Source organism: Endothiovibrio diazotrophicus (genome assembly GCF_054657215.1).
In genome coordinates, this window is sequence record NZ_BAAHXB010000018.1 from 64,301 (window position 1) to 74,617 (window position 10,317).

Below are 10,317 nucleotides of genomic sequence, written 5' to 3' on the forward strand. Positions count from 1 at the left end.
GCCGAGCCCATGGAACGTGCATCCAAACCGCAGCGTCAAGCCTACTTCGAGCAGTTCGAACAGCACGCCGAGGCGCGCCCCGCGGCGATCGCGGTGGAGTGCGGCGGCGAGTCGGCGAGCTACGGCGAACTCAACCGCCGCGCCAACCGTATCGCCCACGCACTGCTCGCCGGGCGCGACGGGGCGGCAGCCGACGAGCCGTGGATCGTCGGCCTGGTCCTGGAACCGGGGATCGACTACTGCGCGGCGCTGCTCGGCACCGGCAAGGCGGGGGCGGCCTTCCTGCCGCTGCCTCCGGAGCTGCCGCCGCGGCGCCTCGCCGACCACCTGGAGAAGAGCCGCTGCCGCCAACTGGTCGGCGACGAGGCGCTGCTCGCCCGACTGGAGGAGAGTACCGCCGCCGGCCGCACCCTGCTCGACGCCACGGCCGCCGGCCACCCCGAGCACAACCCCGGCATCACCGTCGGCCCCGGCGACCCCGCCTACGTGATGTTCACCTCCGGCTCCACCGGCACCCCCAAGGCGATCCTCGGCCAGCAGCGCGGCCTCGCCCACTTCCTGCGCTGGGAGAGCGGCGAGTTCGGCCTCGGCGCGGAGACCCGCTGCGCCGCCCTCGCCCCGCTCACCTTCGACGTCAGCCTGCGCGACATCCTGGTGCCGCTGACCGTCGGCGGCACCCTCTGCATCCCCGACGCCGAGACCCGCCGCCTGCCCCACCGGCTGGCCGAGTGGATCGCCGCGGGGGCGGTCACCCTGCTCCATTGCGTGCCCACCGTGCTGCGCCTGCTCACCCGCGAGCTGGAGCGGCGCGCCGCCACCGGCGAAGCCTCTTCACTGCCCAGCCTGCGCCGGGTGCTGGTGGCCGGCGAGCCGCTGCTCGCCGCCGACGTCGCCGGCTGGCGCGCCGCCGCCGGCGAGGGGTGCGAGGTGGTCAACCTCTACGGCCCCACCGAGACCACCCTGGCGAAGGCCTTCCAGCGCATCGGCGAGCTGCCCGCGGAGCCCCACCAGGTGCTGCCGATCGGCACGCCGCTGCCCAACACCGCGCTGCTGATCCTCAGCGACGGCCGCCTCTGCGCCACCGGCGAGATCGGCGAGATCCACATCCGCACCCCCTACCGCTCGCTCGGCTACCTCAACGACCCCGAACTGACCGCGGCGGCCTTCATCCAGAACCCGCTGGCCACCGACGACAAGCCCGACCCGGTCTACCGCACCGGCGACCTCGGCCGCTACCGCGCCGACGGCAGCGTGGAGTGCCTCGGCCGCCGCGACGGCCAGGTGAAGATCAACGGCGTGCGCATCGAGCTAGCCGAGGTGGAGACCGCGCTGCGCGCCCTGCCGGCGGTGGCCGACGGCGTCGCCGTGGTCCACCAGAGCACCCCCGGCGACAAGGTGCTGGTCGCCTACTACGTGCGCGCCGACGGCGACGACCGGCCGCTGGCGGTGGAGGAGCTGCTCGCCGCGCTGGGCGAGACCCTGCCGGAGGGGCTGCTGCCGCGCCTCTTCGTCGCCCTCAAGGCGCTGCCCACCACCATCACCGGCAAGGTCAACCGCCGCGCCCTGCCGCCGCCGGAGGAGCTGTTCTACCGGCAGCACACCTACACCGCCCCCGCGGGGGCGACCGAGGAGCGGCTGGCGGCGATCTGGCGCGAGCAGTTCGGCATCGCCCGGGTCGGCGTCACCACCACCTTCCAGGCCTTCGGCGGCGACTCGCTGAAGGCGATCCGGGTGGTGCTCGAGATCTACCGGCAGTTGGGCGTCGACATCGGCCTCAAGGAGTTCTTCGCCGACTCCACCATCCGCGCCCTGGCCGCCCTGATCGACCAGGGCGGCGGTCAGGCGGCGGTGGCCATCCCGCGCATCCCCGACGCCGCCGACTACCCCGCCTCGCCGGCCCAGCGGCGGCTGTGGCGGCTGCACCGCATGGGCATCGCCCCCACCGCCTACAACCTGGCCGAGGCGTTCCGCATCGCCGGCCCCCTCGACGGCGACGCCCTCGCCGCGGCGCTGGCCGCCATCGTCCAGCGCCACGAGTCGCTGCGCACCCGTTTCCGCGAGGTCGACGGCGAGGTGCGTCAGGTGGTCGATGCGCAGAGCGACTGGCGGCTGGAACGGATCGACCTCAGCGAGGCCGTCGATCCCCTGGCCGAGGCGCAGCGGCTGGCCGCGGAGAACCACAACCACCACTTCGACCTGGAGCGCGGGCCGCTGCTGCGCGCCCAGCTGCTGCGCCTGCCCGCGCGCGCCGACGGCGCGGCCGACCACGTGCTGCTGTTCAACATCCACCACATCGTCAGCGACGTCTGGTCCCTCGGCGTGCTGGTGCGCGAGCTGGGCGCCGCCTACGACGCCCTGCGCGCCGGCACCACCCCGCCGCTGGCCCCGCTGACCCTGCAGCAGCGCGACATCCTCGCCTGGCGCGAGGCGCGCCGGGCGGAGCCGGCGGCGGCGGCCGAGGGCGAGTACTGGCACCACCAGCTCGGCGGCGAGCTGCCGCTGCTGGAGCTGCCCGCCGACCGCCCGCGACCGGCGGTGCAGACCTTCAACGGCGGCACCCGCCGGCTGCGCTTCGAGCCGGCGCTGTGCGCCCGCCTCGACGCCCTCGCCGAGGCCCGCGCGAGCACCCGCTTCGCCCTGCTCGGCGCCCTGGTCAACACCCTCCTGCACCGCTACAGCGGCCAGCGCGACCTGATCCTCGGCACCCCGGTGGCGGGCCGCGACCACCCCGAGCTGGAGCCGCAGATCGGCTGCTACATCAACACCCTGGCGCTGCGCACCCGGCTCGACCCGGAGCTTACCTTCGAGGAGCTGCTGAGCCGTTTCGACGCCACGGTCAAGGAGGGGCTGGCCCACCACAACTACCCCTTCGACGCCCTGGTCAGCGAACTCGACACCCGCCGCGACATGAGCCGCTCGCCGCTGTTCGACGTGATGCTGGTGGTACAGGGCTTCGGCGAAATCGCGGTCGAGCTGGCGGGTACCACGGTGGAGCCCTTCGGCCGCGAGAACGCCTGGAACTTCAGCCGCTACGACCTGGTGTTCCACTTCGAGGAGAAGGGCGGCGAGTGGCTGCTCGACCTCAACTACAACGCCGACCTGTTCGACCCCGTGCGGATCGACCGGATGGCGGAGCACCTGCGCGAGCTGGCCCGCTCGGCCGAGCGGGCCCCGCAGAGCGCGCTGGCGGCGCTGCCCCTGCTGCCGGCCGCCGAGGCGGCGCGCATCGCCGAGTTTTCCGCCGGCCCGAGCCGGCCGTTCGACGGCGAAGAGAGCATCGGCGAGCGTTTCCGCGCCGTCGCCGCCCGTTTCCCGGAGCGGCCGGCGTTGATCGCCGAAGGGCAGACCCTCGACTACCGCCAGCTGGACACCGCCAGCGACCGGCTGGCCGCCGCCCTCGCCGCCGACGGGGTGCGCCCCGGCGAGCGGGTGGCGGTGCTCGCCCGGCGCAGCGTCGAGGCGGTCACCGCGCTGCTCGGCATCCTCAAGGCGGGGGCGGTCTACGTGCCCATCGACCCCGACTACCCCGGCGCCCGCATCGCGCGGATGGTCGAGCGGGCGGGGTGCGTACGGGTAGTGCTGGAGCGGGCCGCGGACGCCGAACGGCTGCCCGAGACCGCGGTGCCGGCCCGCCTGTTCAGCGAACTGAGCGCCTCCGCCGTCGGCGAGCGGCCGGCGGTGAGCGGCGACGAGGTCGCCTACATCATCTTCACCTCCGGCTCCACCGGCGAGCCGAAGGCGGTGATGGTCGAGCACCGCGGCTTCAACAACATGTCGCTGGAACAGATCCGCACATTCGGCCTCGACGAGCACGACCGGGTGCTGCAGTTCGCCTCCCCCTCCTTCGACGCCTCGCTGGCCAACCTGTTCCAGGCGCTGTTCGCCGGCGGCGCGGTGGTGCTGCCGGCCCCCGGTTCGATCGAGTCGGTGCCGCGCTTCCTGGAGCAGTTGGAGCGGACCGGCACCACCTGCGTGACCCTGCCGCCCACCTACCTGCGCACCCTCCAGCGTCCGGCGCTGAAGGGGCTGCGGGTGCTGATCACCGCCGGCGAGAGCGCCCCGGTGGAGGAGCTGCGCCACTACGCCGCGACGCGGCGGGTGTTCAACGCCTACGGCCCCACCGAGGCGTCGGTCTGCGCCACCGTCCACGAGGTCACCACCGAGACGGAGACCGGCCCGCTCCAGCGGCTGCCCATCGGCCGCCCGCTGGCCAACACCACGCTGCAGATCCTCGACGGCCGCATGCAGCCGGTGCCGCTCGGCGTCCCCGGCGAGATCTTCCTCGGCGGCATCGGCCTCGCCCGCGGCTTCCAGGGCGAGCCGGAGCGCACCGCCGAGCGCTTCATCCACCATCCGGAGAGCGGCGAGCGGCTCTACCGCACGGGCGACCTCGGGCGCTGGCTGGAGGACGGCAGCGTCGATTTCCTCGGCCGCGACGACGACCAGTTGAAGATCGCCGGCCACCGTATCGAGCCGATGGAGGTGGAGGAGGCGCTGCGCGGCCTGGAGGGGATCGACGACGCCCACGTGATGCCCCACCGGCGCGGCGACGGCAGCCTCGCCCTCGCCGCCTACTTCCGGTCAACGCCGCGGCTCGAGCTGTGGCCGTCGATCGCCGAGTTCTTCGTCTACGACCACGTCACCTATTCGAGCATGGCCGGCGACGAGGCGCGCAACGCCCGCTACCGCGACGCCTTCGCCCGCCACCTGCCGGGCAGGACGGTGGTCGATATCGGCACCGGCCCGTTCGCCATCCTCGCCCGCCTGGCGATCGAGGCCGGCGCGCGCAAGGTCTACGCCGTGGACCTGCTGGAGGAGACCGCCCGGCGGGCGCGGCAGACGGTGGAGGAGCTGGGTCTCGGTGACCGCATCGAGGTGATCCACGGCAACGCCCTGGAGGTGGAGCTGCCCGAGCCGGTCGATTACTGCATCTCCGAGATCGTCGGCGCCATCGGCGGCTCCGAGGGCTCGGCGCGGATCATCAACGGGGTGCGCCGGCTGCTCAAGGAGCCGGCCAACATGCTGCCCCAGCGCAGCCTCACCCGGGTCGCCGCGGTCTCCCTGCCGACCCACGCCCTCACCGCCGGCTTCCCGGAGATCGCCGCCCACTACGTGGAGCGCATCTTCGACCAGGTAGGCCACCCCTTCGACCTGCGCGTCTGCGTCAAGAACCTGCCCCGCGAGGCGATCATCAGCGACGCCGGGCCGTTCGAGGACCTGGACTACACCCGCGACACGCCGCTGGAGGCGAGCCACGAGGTGGAGCTGACCGTCACCCGCCCCGCGGCACTGAGCGGCCTGCTGGTGTGGCTCGACCTGCACGTCGATGGCGATCATCACGTCGATATCCTCGACTCCCCCGGCAGCTGGCTGCCGGTCTACCTGCCGCTGTTCGAGGAGGGGGCCGAGGTGATCGCCGGGGACCGCCTGCGCTTCACCGTCGAGCGCACCCTGTGCGGCAACGGCCTCAACCCCGACTTCACCGTCCACGGCATCGTCGAGCGGCCGGGGCGCGAGCCGCGCCGCTTCCAGCGGCGTAGCGCCCACTTCGGCGACGGCTTCCGCACCACCCCCTTCTACCGCGAGCTGTTCCCCCGCGAAGGGGTGCCGCGGGCCGACGGGCCGACCCCGCTCACCGTGCGCCGCGACCTCGCCCGGCGGCTGCCGAGCCACGCCCTGCCCGCCTACCTGACCGCGGTGGAGCGGATCCCGCTGACCGTCAACGGCAAGGTGGACCGCGACGCCCTGCCCGCCCCCGCCGCACCGGCGGCAACCGCGAGCGCCGCGCCGGCGCCGCAGCCGAGCCCGCGGCCGGGCGGCCTGGAGGGGCGGATCGTGGCGATCTGGGAGCAGGTGCTGGAGCGTGCCGGGCTGGGCGCGGAGGACGACTTCTTCGCCCTCGGCGGCGACTCGATCCGCGCCATCCAGATCGTCTCGCGGCTCCACCGCGAGGGCTACCAGGCGGAGATCCAGGACATCTTCCAGAATCCCACCCCGGCACAGCTGGCCGCCGCGGTGCGCCCGCTGCGCGACCGCGCCCCGCAGGAGGCGGTGGTCGGCGCGGGGGTGCTGTCACCGATCCAGCGCTGGTTCTTCGAGCGGGTCACCGCCCAGCCCCACCACTTCAACCAGGCGGTGCTGCTGCGCGCCCACGCGGGGATCGACGCGCAGGCCGCCGAGGCCGCGCTGCACGCCCTGTGGCGCCACCATGACGCCCTGCGCACCCGCTTCGCAGGCGAGCCCCCGACACCGGTGGTGGCCGCGGCGGACGCAGCGGGACCGCAGCTGCGGCGCTGGGCCCCCTCCGCGGACGCCACCGGCGATACCCTGGAGCAGGCCGCCCAGCAGCTTCACGCAGGCTTCGATTTGGCCAACGGGCCGCTGATCGGCGCCCTGCTGGCCGGCGGCAACGACCCGCGCCAGCTGCTGCTGGTGGCCCACCACCTGGTGGTCGACGCGGTCTCCTGGGGGATCCTGGTGGAGGACTTCGTCACCGCCTACGAGCAGTCCCTGGAGGGTTCGCCGATCGAGCTGCCGGCCAAGACCCACGCCTACCGCGACCACGCAGGCAGCCTCGCCGCGCTCGCCGCGGAGATCGACTGGGCGCCGCGCCTGCACTACTGGCGCGGGGTGGAGCCGGCGGAGCCGCTGACCAGCGACGGCGGGCAGCCGCCGCTCTGCGCCGGGCGCATGGAGCAGTTGACCGCCCACCTCGCCGAGACGCTCACCGTGGAGCTGCTCGGCCCCGCCACCCGGGCCTACGGCGCGACCACCGAGGAGCTGCTGCTCGCCGCCCTCGGCCTCGCCCTGGAGCGCACCCTGGGACGCCGCCGCACCCTGGTCACCCTGGAGGGCCACGGCCGCGAGGTGCCGCTGCCGGACGCCCGCCGCGGCACCACCCCGGACGTCTCGCGGACCGTCGGCTGGTTCACCAATTTCTATCCGTTCCCGCTGGAGAGCGTCGCCGGGGAGGAACTCGGCGCGGCGGTCCAGCGGGTGCGGGAGGCGCTCGCCCGGGTGCCCGACCGCGGCCGCACCTACGGACTGATGACCCGCGAGCCGGCCGGCCCGCGGCACCCGGGCCTGGAGGGCCAGGTGGGCTTCAACTACCTGGGCCGCATGGGCGGCGGCGAGCACCCCGCCAACGGCCGCTTCAGCGTCGACTGGGACGCCCCCGGCACGCCGTTGAGCCCCGATACGCCGCGCCCCCACGCCCTCGACCTGCTGGCGATGGTGGTCGACGGACGGCTGGAGGTGGCGCTCGACTACGACACCGCCCGCTTCTCCGAGGAGCGGGCGCGCAGCCTCCTGCGAGGCTATCTGGAGGCGCTGGAGGAGCTGCTGGAGCAGTGCCGGAGCACCGGGTCCGGCCGAGCGCCGGCCAGCGGATTCACCTACCGGGGACTCAGCGAAGAGCAGCTCGACGACCTGCTGCTCGGCGACTGACGAGCCCCACACAAGCGGACGTTCCTTCGCCCGTCATTTGAACGTGGTATACCCTGCCCCGACAAGAAACCTGCCGATCCAAACGAATGAAACTCTACGACCTACTCAAACGCGACTCGAAGATCTTCCGCCTCCGCCTGTTGATGTTCGCCGCCATCTCCGGCTTGGCCAACGCCGCGGTACTGGCGATCATCAACATCTCGGCGCGCAACGTCACCGACCAGGAGGCGAACCTGCGCAACATGATCCTGTTCATCCTGGCGATCGTGATCTTCGTGATCACCCAGAAGCACATGATGGTCGACGTCTGCCGGCAGGTGGAGCAGCTCATCGACCGCCTGCGGGTGCGGCTGATCGAACGGGCGCGGCAGACCGAATTCCTCGAGATCGAGGAGATCGGCCGCTCCGAGATCTACGCCTGCTTGAGCCGTGAGACCCAGGTCATCTCCCAAGCCGCGCCGACCATGGCCATCGCCACCCAATCGGCGATCCTGGTCTTCTTCACCATGCTCTACATGGCGATCCTGTCGATGACCGCCTTCGTCCTCTCCGCCGTCTTCACCGCCATCGGCGCCGCCTGGCACCTCTCCCGCTCGAAGGAGGTGAGGAGGCAGCTACAGGAGACCTACCACCGGGAGAACGACCTGGTCGAGGGCATCACCGACATGCTCGACGGCTTCAAGGAGGTGAAGATGAACACCCTGCGCGGGGAGGAGATCTCCAGTAGGGTGAAACGGGTCTCGGGCGACGTCGCCGCCCTCAAGACCGAGACCCAGACCGCCAACTCCCACGACTTCGTGATGTCCCAGGTGACCTTCTTCCTGCTCACCGGCCTGATGGTGTTCATCGTCCCCAGCATCAGCGAGGCGTACGTCGAGGTGGTGATCATGACCACCACCGCCAGCCTGTTCATGATCGGCCCGGTCTCCAACGTGGTCGGCTACCTGCCCACCTTCGCCAACGCCAACGCCGCCGCCGAGAGCATCCTCGGGTTGGAGGAGCGGCTGACCGGGATCTCCGGCGGCGAGGACGAAGTCGACATCGACTTCGGCGACTTCCGGCAGCTCACCCTGCGCGGCCTCTGCTTCCACCACAAGTCGCCCAACGGCGAGGCCGGCTTCACCGTCGGCCCGGTGGACCTGAAGGTCAACCGCGGCGAGACCATCTTCATCACCGGCGGCAACGGCTCCGGCAAGACCACCTTCCTGCGCCTGCTGATCGGGCTCTACCCGGCGAGCCAGGGGGCACTGCTGGTCGATCGCACCGCGATCAACCGCAGCAACATCGCCGCCTATCGCAACCTCTTCTCGGTGATCTTTTCGGACAACCACCTGTTCGCCGAGCTGTACGGCATCCGCGAGGTGGACACGGTGATGGCCGACGGGCTGTTCGAGCTGCTGGAGATGCGCCACAAGGCGCGCCTGGAGGGGCGCCGCTTCAACAACATCAAGCTCTCCGGCGGCCAGCGCAAGCGGCTGGCGCTGATCGCCTCGGTGCTGGAGAAGCGCCCGATCTGCATGTTCGACGAGTGGGCCGCCGACCAGGACCCCCACTTCCGCGAGAAGTTCTACCGGGTGATCCTGCCGCGGCTGAAGGAGTCGGGGATCACCGTGCTGGCGATCACCCACGACGACAAGTACTTCGACACCGCCGACCGCCACCTCCACCTGGAGGACGGCCAGGTCGAGGAGATACCGATCCAGGGGGCGTAGGCGCCTTCACGCCCCTCCTTCCGTTTGTTGTTGGCTGAAGGGAACTCGTCCACTTCGATTTTCGCCGGAGCGGCAGGGCCTGTGGGGTCAACCGCCGGAGGCGGTGGCCCGCCCGTTCGAGTGAATTCGGCAGGCCAAATTCGGCAGGCCATTCGATCGAGGCCGGAACAATCGGGAAGGACGGCGGAAAACCCCCTCAAGCCGCTTGATCACCGCTGGAGGGGGGTGTCTCCTGAATCTTCGCCAAAAGAGTAGGGAGACGGTTCCACTCCCCCAAGACGTTCTACCGCTGGCGCCGCTGGTGGCGGGAGGTCTTTGTCGCCAGCACCGCTTGGCGACGGTTGTCGCGGTTGCTGCTGCCCCCGCCGGAGGTCGAGGCGTTGCCCGGTGCGCTCCTGGATCGGCTGCCCGGCGAGGACCTCGAAGGGCGGGTCATGGCCCTGCCGATCCATCGGTTGCCGCTGACAACCAACGCTCCCTGTGCGGGGTCGCTGAGGGAGGTGGTCTCCCTGCAGAAGATGGGATAGTCGCCCTCCAGACGGCCGATTAGGCTCCGTTTTCCCCTTGGAAAGAGGAGTCCATGATGCATCGGAAACAAGATTCGGATGGCTGGGCGCGGTTGCGCTTCGCCTACATGGATGTAGGTGAGGAGCGTGAACAGGGAGCGGAAGCTTCGCGATCATCGGTCCGCTATTGGCCGCACCACCGGAACGCGGGGAGCTGGGTGCCGCATTGCAGGCATTGGCCGATCGGAATTGGCGAGTGGGTCGTGCCCCGACTGCTCGGCGTCATCGACGACCGCTCGCGCCGGCTCTGTCACCTGCAATGGTATCTCCACGAGAGCAAGTAGCCTGGATGGAGCGCAGCGGAATCCGGGACGTGGGGGAGCCTTCGGGAATCCCCGGATTCCGCTATGCTCCATCCAGGCTACTTGCTACACCTGATCTCTTGCGGCTCGGAGCGGCTGATGGCCCTGCGCTACGCAGGGGGCGACCTGAACCCGCTCAACACCGCCGAACAGCGATTCTGGCCGGAACCGACGGTGACAGAGGTATACAGGCCCAATTTCGCGGAAATGCGTCACTGGAAGCAAGCTACCGGGTGCCCCTATTCGTCGAAACGATCCGGGCGCAGGAACCGCAACGGCTGTTCGCGCAGA

Annotated in this window: 4 protein-coding genes; all 4 read left to right on the plus strand. The window is 71.3% G+C overall.

All coding sequences use genetic code 11. The features are described 5' to 3' along the window. Nucleotides 1–9: 9 nt before the first annotated feature. Entirely contained in the window at nt 10–7,446 is a 7,437-nt protein-coding gene (locus tag ACYQ2W_RS07210) for an amino acid adenylation domain-containing protein (protein WP_459864723.1), read from the plus strand. A gap of 86 nt (nt 7,447–7,532) precedes the next feature. Next, entirely contained in the window at nt 7,533–9,158 is a 1,626-nt protein-coding gene (locus ACYQ2W_RS07215) for a cyclic peptide export ABC transporter (RefSeq protein ID WP_459864725.1), read from the plus strand. A gap of 350 nt (nt 9,159–9,508) precedes the next feature. Then, nucleotides 9,509–9,685 (plus strand): hypothetical protein, encoded by a 177-nt coding sequence (locus ACYQ2W_RS07220; protein ID WP_459864727.1) that lies wholly within the window; start codon nt 9,509–9,511, stop codon nt 9,683–9,685. A 440-nt stretch (nt 9,686–10,125) separates the two neighbouring features. Beyond that, on the plus strand, nt 10,126–10,317 hold a 192-nt coding region (locus ACYQ2W_RS07225; protein ID WP_459864729.1), incomplete at its 3' end, for a hypothetical protein.

Coding starts and splice junctions, on each gene's coding strand:
- ACYQ2W_RS07215 (WP_459864725.1), top strand. CDS start 7,533: ATGAAACTCTACGACCTACTCAAACGCGACTCGAAGATCTTCCGCCTC.
- ACYQ2W_RS07210 (WP_459864723.1), top strand. CDS start 10: ATGGAACGTGCATCCAAACCGCAGCGTCAAGCCTACTTCGAGCAGTTC.